The organism is Lysinibacillus sp. FSL H8-0500, assembly GCF_038051955.1.
GTDB lineage: Bacteria > Bacillota > Bacilli > Bacillales_A > Planococcaceae > Lysinibacillus > Lysinibacillus macroides.
The window spans coordinates 472,012-485,415 of record NZ_CP150292.1; the positions used below are offsets into that span (position 1 = coordinate 472,012).

Below are 13,404 nucleotides of genomic sequence, written 5' to 3' on the forward strand. Positions count from 1 at the left end.
ATTGAAAGCCTTGATCCGAGTGGATGATGCTTCAATACACATTTCTTTTTGTTGTTAACTCGCTTAACGTGTCCATCACCAGCTGTAAATCATTCCGTTTGCCTACTTGCTAAGCCACAATTTCGTTGTTGTCTAAATCTTGAATGGCAGACAGATAGAGAAAGCCTGTTTTTGTCGGTAAATACGTAATGTCTGTGACGAATATTTCATTCTCTGTACGGTCTTTAAATTGGCATTCTAACACATTGTCAAATGTACGGGATACTCGATTTTTCCACACGCGACGTTTCTTACGGATGATGGATTGGATGCCTAATTCGCTCATTAATCGATACACTTTTTTGTGATTCACCTTAAACCCTTTATCACGTAAAGTGATTTTTATGCGTGGATAGCCATACATTTTATTTGTTTGATGAATCGTTAAAATGTGTTCTTTTAAAAGGATATCATCCTGTTTCCGCAACGATACCTTGCCATTTTTCAACCACTTATAATAGCCGGAACGTTGGATTTTCGCCATTTCAGCCAGCCATGTAAACGGATAACGGTCCTTCATTTTTTCAATTATTTGATAACGATCTGGATAAGTGGGCATTCCTCCATTTACAGATTTGGATACTGCTTTTTTAAGTATTCTACCTGCGCCTTGTAGTAGTCACGTTCTTTTTCTATATCCTTGAAGTGAATCTGTTTGCCTTTTAACGGATTTTTACGCCTTTCGCCCCTGACCCTGAAGATGGAAGACGGTTAAACGCTTCAATCAATTCTACTTCTTTAAATTTTCTCACCTATACCTTTACTTGTGAAACATGACGAATCTCGTATTTTTCCGCAATCTTTTGCATACTTTCTTCTCCCGCCAAATAAGCCTGTACTACTTCTAATTTCAACTCATTTGAATACGTATTATTTTTTCTCGACATAGAAAAATCCCCTTAAAGTAAAATGTTATCTACAGCGTACTGTAGTTTTTTTAACATTGTCTACCTAAAGGGGATAATATCATTCTTGGTTTTTTTGCTTATTATTTTTTGATGCCCATGTATATAAAGAGATAAAGAAAATAGTTAATGTGGTTTTCGATATGTTTGCTCCAAAATTTATTTTGTCAAACTTAAAATAATCATATGCAACAAAAGTTAACAGTAAACCAAAGAAGCCAACTACAGCAAAGATAAATTTTCTAATATATATCGCATCCTTTAATAAAATTATATTAAAAACATTATAACAGGAAATAAATTTACATAAAAGGGTTTACTTTACTTTATATTTTCGGTAATATTATACATGTAAGTAAAAATACATAAAAGGGGGAAATAGGAAATGAAGTTTAGTAAGTATTTAGCATCTATTGTTGTTTCAGTATTAACTTTTACGTTGGTAATGAGCCCAATAGCACAAGTTGTTAAGGCAGAAGAAATTATTAAAGAGCAAGAAGAACAAGAAATTCAAGAATTCGCAGAGCAATTAAAATTTGTATGGGAAGAAGCATCTATTAAAGATGAAAGCGGAAAAATTATTGGTTTTGATATTGAGAAAATGGAAAATACATATGGCCAAAGTGAAGATCCAGAAGCTTTAGAAGCCATTGTTAATTTTAATTTAGAGAATGAAAAGACATCAAATGAAAACTTTAATAACTCCAAGGACGGTTTAATTGTAACTTACACTGCAGCTGTAGATAGATGCGTTGAAAAAGAAATTGGAAATTATTTTGGTTCATTTCTCGGGCCAGCAGCATGGACTGCAGTATTACAGCTAATGTATAAAGGTGATTATACTGAAGCAGCCAAAAAATTAATTAAACTTGGTATAAAAGGGAATGTGTTTGTAATAGCTGGTACACTAGGACATATCTTAGTAAGTTGTATCTATGAAGAAGAAGGTTGGACAGGAAAAACAAACAAGTAAAATTATTATTATTTGCATAAACTCAAAGCCCAAGTACTCATTAATTTGAGCCTGGGCATTTTTTTATTTTGGCTACTATCAGCTGCTTTTTTTCAGATAGTTGGCTAATTTACAGTGAATCTTTTCACAGAGTAACTATAGCTTTCAAATCTCATATTTTTAATTAAGTTATCTTTTCCTTACTCTTTTTTTCTTTTCAATTTTTGGATGTAATATAGAGTCATGGACACACTCGCGCTAAGTTAGTAAAATAACCTAAACGAGAGGACGTGTCCGACATGAGTCAAAAAAAGTATAATCAAGAGTTCAAACAAACCGTGGTGGAGCTTTATCGCTCTGGCACGCCGGTCAATCAACTATCAAGCGAATATGGTGTATCAGAAGTAACGATTTATAAATGGATTAAACTTCATTCTCCGATTGAAGGGACAAATGAGTGAACGGCAGCGGAAGTAGCTGCAATCCAAAAGGAAAACTTACGTCTGAAACAAGAGGTAGAAATCTTAAAAAAGGCTATGACCATATTCGCACAAAAATAGACGACCAAGAACTCATTGACCATATTGAAAAAGAAAGCGAGCATCAAGCTGTTCAGTTGATGTGTCATGTGTTAAAGATGCCAAAAAGTACGTAGTATCAATCGTTTCATAAGCAGCCAAACAGCTATCATGTCGCAAACGAAAAGTTTTTAGTACGCATTCGTGCCATCTACGCAGACAGTGGTGGACGCTACGGGGCACCAAAGTAAAGCAAGAAGGTTACACCGGCAGTATTGATCGCGTTCAGCGTATTATGAAACATGCAGGCATCCGTTCGAACATCGTAAAAAAGTACAAACCGACCTCATCTAGCGGTCACGTAGAAGAACGTGAAAATTTATTAGAGCAGGACTTCACAACCGAAACCATCAACAAAAAATGGGTGGGCGATATTACATATATCCATACCGTTCAAGATGGCTGGTGCTATTTGGCGTCGGTACAAGATTTACACACAAAAAAGATTGTCAGTTATAAATTCGGTCGCCGCCTGACGGTGGACCTCGTTTTAGACGCGCTTGAAAACGCCGTACAAGTACAACAGCCCGCACCAGGCTTGATTTTGCATACCGATTTAGGGAGGCAATATACGAGCGAGGATTTTCGTGAAAAGCTCGAGCAATATGAGATCACGCCTTCTGACAGTCGCAAAGGATGCCCGTATGATAATGCGTGCATCGAATCGTTCCATGCGACGTTGAAAAAAGAAGAGGTGTATCGTACGCGCTATGCCAATTTCGAAGCAGCTCGTATCGCGCTGTTCCGCTATATTGAAGGCTGGTACAATCGCAAGCGAATTCATGGCAGCATCGGTTATTTATCGCCAGAGGCCTTTGAAAAAGTCTGCCGTGCCCCAGCGTAAACATGGGTGATGGAAATCCCCACCCCAACATTTTTGTTTGGCAACATCCGTATCTTTTTCGCTCTACATCCCAAGTAGGCGGTCAAAGGCTCTTTTCACTTTGACGGGCTACTTGGGATGTGGAACAATCCATTCGGGATGTTGCCTCAAGAAAAAACTTAAGCAGAATGTGTCCAAAAACTTGACGTAGATCCATACCTTTAATTTTTTCTGTAATTAATTATTTTATGAACCAAAGTTCTGATAGCGATAAATTAATTATTGAAATTCAGGGACTAAAAGAAATATTAAAGTAATAAAGGTTGAAACAAAAAAAGCTACTCAATTCGAGAGCTTTTTTTGTTTATAAATTTTTGTGAAAAAAAACCGTTATGAATTTTATAACGGTTATCAATGATGGGGGTGCTAAATAGTGATTTCACTTTGTATTTTAGTATAGATAGGTGTGTATAAGTCAACATCTGCTTCAGTGGATAAAGATACAATTAAACTATACCGCATAGTGTTTTCTACTTTACCTAACCACTTTCTTTCTCTCCACCAACCAATAGCAGGGAATACACCAATTAAGTTGCTTGTAGCTAATTCAGCTGCAGTTCCTTCCCAAGTATCAGAGTGAATAGAACCTACATTTCTTTGTTGGCCTAATAACCAATTGACATTGCTGCTTGTTAATGTTTCTTCTTCATCTTCAGAAATTACAGCTTTATTAATACTTTTTAAAAACTCTTCTCTATTTCTAGAACCATTTAATTCGAAACGTAAGAGGCTAGAAGGATATCTATACTGATTCTTCCAACCCTTTTCACCAGGACCAGGTTCAATGAAATAAGATAAAGTCACCTTAAGCTTAACCTTAGTTTCACCTAAATCTAATAGTTGTTGTTTAGGCCAAGGAAGTTCATGAATATGCATTTCATTTGTTTTGGGTGGTTTACCTTTAACATTTATATAAGGCTGTAATTCAGTTTCAATTACCAAATTCACACTATTATCAACAGAATTTAAAGCCTGGCTTAAATTTGGTACCCCATAACCACAGCTTCTTAAGAGGTTTCCATAGTCTGTTTTATTGCCTGTGGTTAAAAACTGACTCTTCATTGCATCAGTCCACTCGGCAGAATGCACCATCAGAGCTCGTGCGGTTTCTGGCCATAACTGTGGGTATTTATTATAGATTTTAGCTGCCATCCAAGAGGCATGAGCCGTAGCTTCACTAGTTGCGTTTATATAGTGAAATTGTCGAGTAAAAATATCATGGTAAGTTGTTAAGGATGAAAAGTTTTCTTCTTCATAGAACTCTGTAGAATTTGTAATACCATTTCCACCTTCGAAAAGGATTTCAGGTTTGATTGGCCATTTTTTATCCCACATTAAAGATGTTTTAGAAGTAGGGGAAATCCCACCACTAGGTGCAATCGCTCTCATACCAGGTGCGCTTATTAATGATGGATCTGATTTAACGGTGTATGCCCCAATAGTTAGTGCGTTCCATGATTGCCCGGGATTTTCAACTGAAGATATTTTGTTCGAATCAATGTAACCACCCCAATCAGTAGTGGGAATATTTCCGGCCGATATTAACATTAATTTTTTTATACCATCTACAGCTCCAGATGTTATCTCATCTACAGCAGCAGACCAAGAAGATGGGCTGCCGTCATATGTATCTATTTCTGGAGAAGTAACAGCCATACAATTTACTCTAATTCTATTAGGGTGGTTGATAATTTGTTCGCTGATAACTTTACTAGTAATAGCACCATAAAGTTGAGGCTCATTTTCTCCTTCATCCGGAAGTATCTTAGATGATTCTAAAGTATGCGTAACAGAGTGAACATCTGAACTCTCCAATAACATTTTTACATCATCGTATAGCGCTATTCCGGCCATTAGTGTACCATGACCCATTTGATTGTTATCAAACTTGTCCCACTCCGGCTTGTAGGCCACCATGTCTACTTCTTCAATAAAGTCGGAGAGTAGATTATGTGTTCTACGTATTCCGGTATCTAGAATGTTAATTACAACTTGAGAATCAGTATCTTTTTGAATACGCTCTTTAGCATCATTTGTCCAATTAAGTTGATCTGTATTTTCTAAATCAAGGAAGAAAGTATTAGCTTCAGCTGCTCTTCTCATTTCAGCTATATAGGGGCTATGATATATCAAATTACTCAGATCGTTTTTATCTGCGTATACTAGTAATATTGTCCGCTCAGGAAAACGTAAAAATTCTGGAGATACTTCAAGGTCTAATAAAGCGGCAGTCTTTCTAAATTGATTTTCGATTTCAACACTGTCGTCGCTAAGCCATATTTCATACCACTTTTTTTCTGATTCGCTTAGCCATTGGACATGGTTTATAGGGAAAAATGACTCTACTAGCGCCAACTGTACATTTTCAATACTATCAATTAAGTTTTGATTTAAAGGATTACTAGTTTTTTCGGATACTTTTTCTAAATAATCGTTAGCTTTTTTTATAAAATAATGCTCTTTACCTTTTGGAACAAAAACAGTGGCATACTCTATTTCTTTTCCATCTATATTTCTATTGCGAACATTTAGTAATTTGATTTTTTGTTGTTTGTTTTCAAGACTTTTGATGGTAAGTGAAAAATTTGGGGTACTTTGAAATTCTAAATAAGTCCCAGTATGTATTGAAAGCGATGCAGCAGCTCTTTTATCTTTTCTTGAACTCTCCACCGCTTTCCAAATTTCATTTAATTTATTTGTAATATATTGACCGTGAGTTTTACGATCCCTAGACGGTAGTTCAGGTTTGCCGCCCCCAGATTTTTTTGAAGTGAAATTTAAGTTACTTTGAGTATTAAATAAAAATAAATTGTCGTGAGTTTGAACCATTCTTATTTCTCCCAAGTATATGTTTTAATTTTCTTCTCTATATTTTTTCTGATGATATCTTCAGTTACTTTGTCTGAATCATTTAAGATTGTTTCTTTAATAGAATCTTTACATACATTTACTAGTTCTGCATGATTTAAACCTTCAGATAGTTTTCCGACTCTAACTAAATCTATTTCTGGATTAAAAAATTGACCAAGCGTATTCTTAATCAGCTTTTTTCGTTGCGTTGCATCAGGTAGTTTATATACAATTACGTCATCAAACCTTCTGAAAATAGCTGAGTCGAGTAGTTGAGGGTTATTTGTCGCCCCGATAATAAATCCATTGTCATTAGATTCAATGTACTGTAAAAAAGAGTTGATGATCCTTCTGATTTCCCCAACGTCATTTTCGAAGTTTCGTTCACTAGCTATTGAATCGAACTCATCGAATAAGTAAACCGCTTCGAAATTAGCCATATAATCAAAAATTTTACTTAATTTCTGACTTGTTTCCCCTAGATACTTTGTCATTATTTTATCTGTGTGAATAATACACAAGGGGAGTTGTAACTCTGTAGCTAAAACTGATGCTGTCAAAGTTTTACCAGTACCAGGTTTCCCTGCTAAAAGAATTTTTCTTCGATTCATTAATCCGAATTGAGCTAATTTTGATCTATTCTCGTATTCCTTGATAACATTTATTAAATTATCCTTAACTTCTTTAGATACAACTAAATCAGCCAACCTATAGGTGCTATTACGGACTGTAATTAATCCCTCAAGTTCAGGATCAATATATTGAATTTTAGAAGAATTTTTCTTCCCTTTATCAATTAGACTTTTTAAATCACGTGCTAATGCTACATGTCCTTTTTGTGCTTCAGAAGCAGCTACTTGGATGAGTAGGGTGTCAAACCTTGCATCATCATTTTCGTAATGTGCCTTTACTAGTAATTTAAGTTGTTCAGCAGTTGCCATGCTTTTCACCTCCTAAACAAAATTTGTTAGTTATATTTTACCTTTTTAATGGGGGATTTACACCATGGAAGAATAAGATTTTTTGTAAAGATACAAGTTCCTTTTATTAACAATATGCTACTCTGATAACAATTGCCACTAGTATGCTACAAAAACATATCTATATACTTAAAGTAGCATCACTATAATAATAATAAAAATAAACTTCACAACGTTTAATTTTAAATTTTTGCACACGATTTGCACACGATAGAAAATCGCATAAAAAAATCACCCTCCAACAATAGAAGGGTGACTCACTTCAAAGCCATGTGGCTGTAAGAACAAATTAAAAAGCCGCGTATGCCGTAGTTATTATAGAAAGTTTTAAACCACCACTCCTCAAAGTGGGTGTTCGCAGAAGCCTTCCTGCTTATCCTCATGCACCGTAGTGTGAGGCCCGTCATTCCAACTCCAATAATAAAACTCCCTTTTACAGCTTAAAGGTTAAAACTTAATATTATACGAGCAATGCAGCCTTTATAGATATAATAAAACATGACCGCTCAACTTGCAAGTAAGAGGGTTTTAACAAATATGTCAATGGTTAGATGTACCAAAGCCGACAATTCTAGCATAGAAATATTTTCAAATAGGTACAGGAGCTTCATATTTTTTTCACAAACACGAACAACCTTTGCTTATTATGCCTAACTATGTAAAGATAAAGGCATATACAGGGATTATCTTGATTCAACGCTTGCCTCAATAGGCGGCGCGCGTTACGAGTATCTAAACGCTCAATAAATTAAGATAAAAGTCACGAATTTTGGAGAGATGCATTTAGCGTAAACTCGAAAAAATCCGGAGGCTATGATGCTAAGGTATAATTGAACAAGCAGCAAACATATAAAGGAGGAAGCAAAATGGCAGCTTATCCAAATTGTCCACAATGTCATTCTGAATATACGTATGAGGATGGGGTTAACTATGTGTGTCCAGAATGTGCACATGAGTGGAGCATGGAGGCAACTGAGCAAGAAGCAGATGCATTGATTGTCAAGGATGCAAATGGCAATCTGCTTGCTGATGGTGATTCAGTTACTGTTATTAAGGATTTAAAGGTAAAGGGCAGCTCATCCACATTAAAAATTGGCACAAAGGTGAAAAGTATTCGCCTGGTGGAAGGTGACCATAATATTGACTGTAAAATTGATGGCTTTGGTGCTATGAAATTAAAGTCAGAATTCGTGAAAAAAGCATAGCGATCATAAAAATGGCCGAGAATTGAGTAGCCCAGAGCAATAACCGCTACTCAAAATCGGCTCTTTTTATTTTTACAAAAAATTAGTAATGACTGTAACATTTAGCAGGGACATGCGTTTTACTGGTGAAGCAGCGAGCGAGGAGGATTGTATGGACAGACAGCGGAAAAATGAACTTGAGCAACTTTATAAAAAATATGCGAAATCATTGTATTATTTTCTGCTGAAAATGTCTGGATCAGTACATATAGCAGAAGATTTAGTGCAAGAAACCTTTATACGAGCTACGATATCGCTGTCATTTTACACAGAGGAGGATGTGAGAGCATGGTTATTTAAAGTAGCACGAAATACTTATTTGGATGAATGGCGTAAGCAAGCGAGGCGAAGGACAATACCATTTGCCCATTTATTTTGGAAAGATGAGCTGCTTAGTCCTTATGGGCTGCCAGAGGAAGCTATTGTGAAGCAGGAAAGCACAGAGGATGTCCAATTATTATTAAAATTCCTTCCTGAAAATTACAGGATGATATTATATTTACGCGAATATGAGCAATTTACTTATCGAGAGTTACAGGAGGCACTTGATATATCAGAGGGACAGGTGAAAATACTTTTACATCGTGCACGTAAGCGCCTGGCAGAGTTAGCTAAAAAGAATGGAGGTTTTCGAGATGACTGAGTGGTCGCAAGATATGGAAAAAAGAATTTTACGGAAATACCGTTTTACGTTAACGTTTCGTGTATTGCGTATATTGCTAATATGCGCTGTGATTTATGGTCTTTATCTTATAGGAGTGTCTATTATTTTCCAAAAAACACAGCCAGATCTTAAACATCTTTATAATTCATTAATCGTCCTAGAATGGCAACAGCCAAATATTAAAGGACAGTTTAACTCCAGATTACCTACAGAAATAACACCACTTTTGACACAAAAAATAAACTACCCTCTTGTGAAGCAAGTAGGGAAAGAAGATGTAGTTGTGGGCGAAATGCATATAGAAAAATCTATTTGGAATACAGCTTCCACGATGAGAATGGATTTAGCATCGGCAGAGGCGTTTGAGAGATTTAGCTTTAATTTACCTGTAGATCCTCAAACAGGGAAAGCAACCTCCTCTCAACTGAATCATAATGTTTGGAAGACACTCGAAAAAATACCTGAAGGAACGGTGGCAGAGCTGGCATTTTCTACATCAATATTTATGGAGCCTGTAGAACTGGTAAGAAAACTTGCTCCCTACGATATAAACATTGTTTGGATGCCTTTATATATGGGTGAATTAAAATCCTTTGATCCAGCTTTTCACAGTAGAGGTAGTGGTACGATTACAACTTATGATACCTTTGGGCTGTCAGCAGGATTGGAGGTTAGTGATGATTATTCGCATATCTGGATAGGGGAGAATTTTACGAACATTAAAAAAAGTCAGCATATTATGCTGGAAAATATGGAAAAATTATTGAACAATGAAAAACAAAGCTATATTGAAGATTTTCTTGGTGTAGCTCATTTGCAAGAGCGCTATGATTATTTAAAAACGAATGGTTTTCAGGTTTATGGGGCTGTGGTGACAGGGCCAACGAAGGAATTATTAAAGCTCAAAGACATTGAAGGAATTTCTAATGAAGTGCTTGGAGCTGTTGAGCTATGGAATTGGGATAATAGATAGTAATGAGTAGTTGTCTCGGCTTTGTGGAGACAACTACCTCCTTGTAACTCTACGCATCATAATAGCAAAAGCGGCCCCGATTAAGGCGAAATCGTATGTAAAAGAGCGATATAGCTTGCACCAACTAGCAATGTGCCGATTGCTGTGAGGGAGGAGGCAGTCGTATAAAGCCCATTATACAGATTATGAATAATAGCCCAAACAAATACAGGTACAGAGCTGATGATAACCACAATCCAACTATTTTTATAGAAAAGATAAGAAAGGCAACCGAAAATTGCATAGGAGATTACAAAGCCCTTTTGATTGCCGAGCAAGGATGAATTAAGGGCAAACATAAAAGCCAGCACAATAAATATAATATGAAAAAAAGCTAAGGTTCTTTTCATTGGTAAATCGTGGTGAGCGATGTGTTTTGAGCTAGCGAACTGCTGACATTGCTGGCAACTTGCTAAATGTTGCTCGACAAATGCCTTTGTTGGTGCTTGGAGCATTTGCTTTTGATAGAGTGGTAATAAATCTTTTATAATGGCGCATGTTTGTGACAAAACCTTTCCTCCCATCTCCTCCTAATTATACGACTTTTTATAAGAAAATAAAAAAAGCCTTCCGTGAATTTTTCTTTCATTCGGAAAACTTGTACATGCACCTTATTAGTTTGCTGTAAGCACTTCATTTGTTAATGCTTGAATATCAATATGCGTTTTTTCCTTGACAGCATCCTTTAAAATTTCAGTACGGAAATAACGGACTGTTGCTTCAAGCGGAATGGCTAAAAGCTTAGAGAGAGCTGATTGATACATATAAACAAATTCCTTATCTGTATTACCACGCTTTAATTCTGCAAAAGCCTCGTAAAATTGATCCAGCTTATCCGCGAATTCCAGCAGACGACCCTCTAACGTATCATCCTTACCTTCCTTCATACGTTCAAAGAAAATAGCCTGAAACTCTTGCGGAATTTCGTTGACAATGAATTTTTCCATCATCTTTTCTTCCACATGGGCTAGCATTTGCTTTAGCTCTGGACTTGCATGTTTTACAGGGGTCTTAATATCTCCAATAAATACTTCAGCAAAGTCATGGTTAATCGTTTTTTCATATAAGGATTTCCAATCAACCTCTGCTCCATGCATTTCCTCTAGTGTAGCGAAGAACATAGCATATTGGGAAACTTTCCAAGAGTGGGCTGCTACATTATGCTCTTCAAACTTGAAACGGCCAGGACAACGAATAATACGTTCTAAATCATTTAGACTTGTAAAAAATTGATGAATTCCTATAAAAATCACTCCTTTTTGTTCTATATGTGCATGTTACTATAATCTTTACCCTCTTTGTGTTGTTTTCAAACAATTTAACAATGTTTCAATCTATGTTTACAAAGGATTCACAAATGCCCATCAAGCAAGCTTTTGCTGGATGTTATAATGGTGGAGACTGCTTAAGAGGGGAGCCGAAATGATGTTTTCAATTTATACATTTCTTCTTTATATACATATTTTAAGTGCTGTCCTTTCGATTGGGCCTTTGTTTGTTATGCTAATGATTGTAAAAAAAATGCGTATAGCTCCCAATGCTGAAATGCCTCCCTATATAGAAGCCTTTCAGGGAGCTATTGCGATTGTTAAGCATTCAGGACATGTTCTTGTTATATCTGGTATTTTATTAATGTGGCATGCTGGTTATGCATGGAATACTTCCTGGGTTGTATTAACTTTTCTTGTGATGCTTGCTTCTATTGTATTTTTGGCGAGAGCCTTTAAGCCAACATTACGCACGTTCCATACACCAGTCTATCACCACCAACAATTTGTCTCGCTTTTACAGAGAAAGACATGGATGTATATTGTGTTATTGCTTATTATGCTATGGCTCATGGTAGCAAAGCCAATAATTTGGTAAAATCGCACCCCTTAGAGAGTGCGATTTTTTTTGCTTGAGAATCTATAAAAGAAAACTTTAAGTAGTTAGTATTATCTTTTTAGTTATTTAATTTTTCTAGGGAAAAGCATATGGGTGTTATATTAAGTTTTTTTTAAGTACTAAGGCGTATGATGATTGAATAAATATATATAGGTTTATGGGTTGAAATAAGGATAAGAATTAACGAAAAAATTATCTCAGGTGGGAGAAATAATTTATTGTGGGTAAATTCAAGTTAAAGTTATCGTTTCTTATTGTGGGTATGGCGATAATGGTGATGCTCGTCACATCTAGCGTCAGTATTTGGAGTAGCTATCGAAGCTTTTATGAAATTTCATCTATGACTGAAGACGATCTACAAAATCTAACAAAGAATACTTCTACTATGGAGCAAACAGCTAATAATAGTGTTGTTTCCTTTAGCTTATTTTTTAAAAAAAGTATTGTTCCAATCATTATACCTATAGCTATTATATTGGCGCTTGTGATAGGGTTTGCGCTCAAGATTGTCCAGCCCTTAAAAGTCCTCACAACAGCTATAGAACGAGGAGAAGGGGTCCAGAAGGTTGGGGCTTGGTATTATGAAGCACATCTATTGAAAAAAAACGTGCAAAATATGATGATTTGCTCAGAAAGTAAAATTAAGGATTTAACGAATCAATTGAATTTAGATGCGTTAACAGGTATCCCTAATCGTAGACAAATGGATCAAACTTTATATGAATTAATTATCAATAAAGTGCCCCATGCCATCATCTTAATTGATTTAGATAATTTTAAACATATAAATGATACATATGGTCATACTGTAGGGGATGAAGTACTAAAAGGCTTTGCCCATCATATGCAGGAGCGTACACAGGAGCAAGGTATGTGCTTTAGATATGGTGGAGAAGAATTTTTAATTATACTACCTTTAGGGACAATTGAGGATGCTGTAGAGTTAGCCGAAAATTTACGTATTAAACAAGCTTTACAAGAAACAGTCTGCGGTAAGCCCGTAACCATGTCTGCTGGCATAACAGCCTTTACACCTAACATCCAAAGTCCTAATCAATTAATAGAAATTGCCGATCATGCTTTGTATAAGGCAAAGCATTCAGGAAGAAATTGTATATGTGTAGTGAAAAATATGAGACAAATGATTATTAAATAACAGGGGGTTTTAAGCAAAAAGCATGCTATGTCATTGACTAGCATGCTTTTTGCTTGCCTTAAATCGAAATATCAATCATTGATCCTTTATAAGGATGAGGTGCTTGTTGCTGAGGCATGTCTTCTAACAATTCGAGAGCGGCAGATGTATTTGCATTTAGTGCACTCTGCATTACACTCATTTGGACAGTTTGTTGAAGCTCCAATAACTGTGTGGACATTAGTGAGTTCATTTCCATATTACATCCCTCCTTT

The 13,404-nt window shown here is 35.9% G+C and carries 13 protein-coding genes, 1 other RNA gene and 1 pseudogene; 7 read left to right on the forward strand and 8 right to left on the reverse strand.

Going from position 1 to position 13,404, the window contains the following annotated elements:
- Positions 1-109 precede the first annotated feature (109 nt).
- The gene (locus MHB44_RS02200; RefSeq protein WP_341301402.1) at positions 110-598 is read right to left on the reverse strand and encodes an IS3 family transposase; all 489 of its coding nucleotides are present in this window, start codon (positions 596-598) and stop codon (positions 110-112) included.
- A gap of 193 nt (positions 599-791) precedes the next feature.
- A complete protein-coding gene (locus MHB44_RS02205; RefSeq protein WP_235473240.1) occupies positions 792-926 on the reverse strand; it encodes a transposase in 135 nt (44 codons plus the stop codon).
- 403 nt (positions 927-1,329) lie between these two features.
- Between MHB44_RS02205 and MHB44_RS02210 the strand changes: the two genes are divergently transcribed.
- On the forward strand, positions 1,330-1,917 hold the full coding sequence (locus MHB44_RS02210) for a hypothetical protein (RefSeq protein ID WP_341301403.1): 588 nt from the start codon (positions 1,330-1,332) through the stop codon (positions 1,915-1,917).
- Between the two features lie 278 nt (positions 1,918-2,195).
- A pseudogene (locus MHB44_RS02215) lies at positions 2,196-3,318 on the forward strand (IS3 family transposase).
- A 405-nt stretch (positions 3,319-3,723) separates the two neighbouring features.
- On the opposite strand, the gene MHB44_RS02220 reads toward MHB44_RS02215, so the two are convergent.
- From MHB44_RS02220 to ssrS, 3 genes are all read right to left on the reverse strand, one after another.
- The gene (locus tag MHB44_RS02220) at positions 3,724-6,186 is read right to left on the reverse strand and encodes a S8 family peptidase (protein ID WP_341301404.1); all 2,463 of its coding nucleotides are present in this window, start codon (positions 6,184-6,186) and stop codon (positions 3,724-3,726) included.
- Between the two features lie 2 nt (positions 6,187-6,188).
- Entirely contained in the window at positions 6,189-7,148 is a 960-nt protein-coding gene (locus MHB44_RS02225; protein WP_341301405.1) for an ATP-binding protein, read from the reverse strand.
- 329 nt (positions 7,149-7,477) lie between these two features.
- Positions 7,478-7,670, reverse strand: a non-coding RNA gene (gene ssrS / locus MHB44_RS02230) — 6S RNA.
- Between the two features lie 383 nt (positions 7,671-8,053).
- Here ssrS and MHB44_RS02235 point away from each other — a divergent pair.
- The 3 genes from MHB44_RS02235 (at position 8,054) to MHB44_RS02245 (ending at position 10,068) form a co-directional block, all read left to right on the forward strand.
- Positions 8,054-8,392 carry a zinc ribbon domain-containing protein YjdM gene (locus MHB44_RS02235; protein WP_341301406.1) on the forward strand — a complete coding sequence of 113 codons (339 nt, stop codon included), beginning with the start codon at positions 8,054-8,056 and terminating at the stop codon, positions 8,390-8,392.
- A 151-nt stretch (positions 8,393-8,543) separates the two neighbouring features.
- Complete coding sequence (locus MHB44_RS02240; RefSeq protein WP_341301407.1) at positions 8,544-9,074, forward strand: sigma-70 family RNA polymerase sigma factor; 531 nt, start codon at positions 8,544-8,546, stop codon at positions 9,072-9,074.
- On the forward strand, positions 9,067-10,068 hold the full coding sequence (locus MHB44_RS02245; protein ID WP_341301408.1) for an anti sigma factor C-terminal domain-containing protein: 1,002 nt from the start codon (positions 9,067-9,069) through the stop codon (positions 10,066-10,068). Before MHB44_RS02240 ends, MHB44_RS02245 begins: the two co-directional genes overlap by 8 nt.
- A gap of 80 nt (positions 10,069-10,148) precedes the next feature.
- On the opposite strand, the gene MHB44_RS02250 is transcribed toward MHB44_RS02245, so the two are convergent.
- Positions 10,149-10,616, reverse strand: a complete 468-nt coding sequence (locus MHB44_RS02250) for a zf-HC2 domain-containing protein (RefSeq protein ID WP_341301409.1) — start codon at positions 10,614-10,616, stop codon at positions 10,149-10,151.
- Between the two features lie 105 nt (positions 10,617-10,721).
- On the reverse strand, positions 10,722-11,360 hold the full coding sequence (locus MHB44_RS02255; protein ID WP_341301410.1) for a YfbR-like 5'-deoxynucleotidase: 639 nt from the start codon (positions 11,358-11,360) through the stop codon (positions 10,722-10,724).
- A 172-nt stretch (positions 11,361-11,532) separates the two neighbouring features.
- On the opposite strand from MHB44_RS02255, the gene MHB44_RS02260 reads away from it, so the two are divergent.
- Positions 11,533-11,973, forward strand: a complete 441-nt coding sequence (locus tag MHB44_RS02260; RefSeq protein WP_341302905.1) for a hypothetical protein — start codon at positions 11,533-11,535, stop codon at positions 11,971-11,973.
- 241 nt (positions 11,974-12,214) lie between these two features.
- The gene (locus tag MHB44_RS02265; protein WP_341301411.1) at positions 12,215-13,150 is read left to right on the forward strand and encodes a GGDEF domain-containing protein; all 936 of its coding nucleotides are present in this window, start codon (positions 12,215-12,217) and stop codon (positions 13,148-13,150) included.
- Positions 13,151-13,208: 58 nt separating this feature from the next.
- Here MHB44_RS02265 and MHB44_RS02270 read toward each other — a convergent pair whose 3' ends face one another.
- Positions 13,209-13,388 (reverse strand): YjfB family protein, encoded by a 180-nt coding sequence (locus tag MHB44_RS02270; protein WP_341301412.1) that lies wholly within the window; start codon positions 13,386-13,388, stop codon positions 13,209-13,211.
- Positions 13,389-13,404: the final 16 nt, after the last annotated feature.

What these genes read in the sequence shown, in the direction of transcription:
- MHB44_RS02200 (WP_341301402.1), bottom strand. Translation starts at nt 598, where the DNA reads ATGCCCACTTATCCAGATCGTTATCAAATAATTGAAAAAATGAAGGAC.
- MHB44_RS02205 (WP_235473240.1), bottom strand. Translation starts at nt 926, where the DNA reads ATGTCGAGAAAAAATAATACGTATTCAAATGAGTTGAAATTAGAAGTA.
- MHB44_RS02210 (WP_341301403.1), top strand. Translation starts at nt 1,330, where the DNA reads ATGAAGTTTAGTAAGTATTTAGCATCTATTGTTGTTTCAGTATTAACT.
- MHB44_RS02220 (WP_341301404.1), bottom strand. Translation starts at nt 6,186, where the DNA reads ATGGTTCAAACTCACGACAATTTATTTTTATTTAATACTCAAAGTAAC.
- MHB44_RS02225 (WP_341301405.1), bottom strand. Translation starts at nt 7,148, where the DNA reads ATGGCAACTGCTGAACAACTTAAATTACTAGTAAAGGCACATTACGAA.
- MHB44_RS02235 (WP_341301406.1), top strand. Translation starts at nt 8,054, where the DNA reads ATGGCAGCTTATCCAAATTGTCCACAATGTCATTCTGAATATACGTAT.
- MHB44_RS02240 (WP_341301407.1), top strand. Translation starts at nt 8,544, where the DNA reads ATGGACAGACAGCGGAAAAATGAACTTGAGCAACTTTATAAAAAATAT.
- MHB44_RS02245 (WP_341301408.1), top strand. Translation starts at nt 9,067, where the DNA reads ATGACTGAGTGGTCGCAAGATATGGAAAAAAGAATTTTACGGAAATAC.
- MHB44_RS02260 (WP_341302905.1), top strand. Translation starts at nt 11,533, where the DNA reads ATGTTTTCAATTTATACATTTCTTCTTTATATACATATTTTAAGTGCT.
- MHB44_RS02270 (WP_341301412.1), bottom strand. Translation starts at nt 13,388, where the DNA reads ATGGAAATGAACTCACTAATGTCCACACAGTTATTGGAGCTTCAACAA.